1 pseudogene is annotated in these 1003 nt (G+C 63.8%); it reads left to right on the forward strand.

The annotated features are described in order from the left end of the window. Positions 1–886, forward strand: a pseudogene (locus DJ75_RS13205) (Cdc6/Cdc18 family protein); the annotation flags it as partial. Positions 887–1003 lie beyond the last annotated feature (117 nt).

Genomic DNA, 1003 nt, shown 5'->3' on the forward strand with positions numbered 1-1003 from the left:
CCGCCGGCGAGGAGGGCGTCAACGCTACCTTCGCGTACGTCGACTGCGCGCAGGACACGACCGAGACGCAGGCCGTGCAGACGATCGCCGACGGTGTGAACGACCCCGACGCGACCGGGATCAACGTCCCCGACAAGGGGCTCTCGACGTCGACCTACTACAAGCGACTCTGGCGCATCCTCGACCAGCGATACGACGTCGTGCTCATCATCCTCGACGAGATCGACAAGCTNNCGTCGGGATCAGCAACAAGATCCAGTACAAAGACCGGATGGACGAGCGAGTCAAATCCAGCCTCTGTGAACGCGAGTTCGTGTTTCCGCCGTACGACGCGAACCAACTCCGAGAGATCATGCAAGCCCGGGCGGACGCCTTCCACGACGACGTCCTGGATCCGTCCACCATTCCGCGCGCCGCTGCGCTCGCGGCACGGGAGCACGGAGACGCACGGAAGGCCATCGACATCCTCAGATACGCCGGCGAGATCGCACAGGGGAACGACGAACCCACCGTTCGCGAGGAGTTCGTCACGCAGGCGCGCCAGCGCGCGGAAACGGATCGCTTCCGCGAGCTCATACGCGGATCGACGCCGCACTCCCGGTACGTCCTCCAAGCGCTCGCGCTGCTGTCTCTCTCGAACGGGCGACAGGACGGCTTCCGAACTAGTCGCGTGTACGAGATCTACGAGAACATCTGCCGGCAGGAGGGGTCGGACAGCCTCTCGCTCCGCCGCGTCCGCGACCTCCTCAAGGAACACGCGTTCCTCGACATCATCGAACAGTCGAAACACAGCGGCGGGAGCGCGGAGGGCAGTTACACGAAACACCAACTGTTGGAGGATCCGAGCGTCGTCAAGGAGGTACTGACAGAGGATAGCGCGGCGTAACCACCGCGGATCCGACGACTTACCGCCCTTCCGTTCGCCGTTTGAGCGTGATCGAGCCGTATCGTCTGGACGTGATCGAGCCGATCCGATCGAGCGAGCGTTTAGCCGAGGAGGCCG

The sequence above is a fragment of the Halorubrum sp. Eb13 genome (genome assembly GCF_002252895.1).
GTDB lineage: Archaea > Halobacteriota > Halobacteria > Halobacteriales > Haloferacaceae > Halorubrum.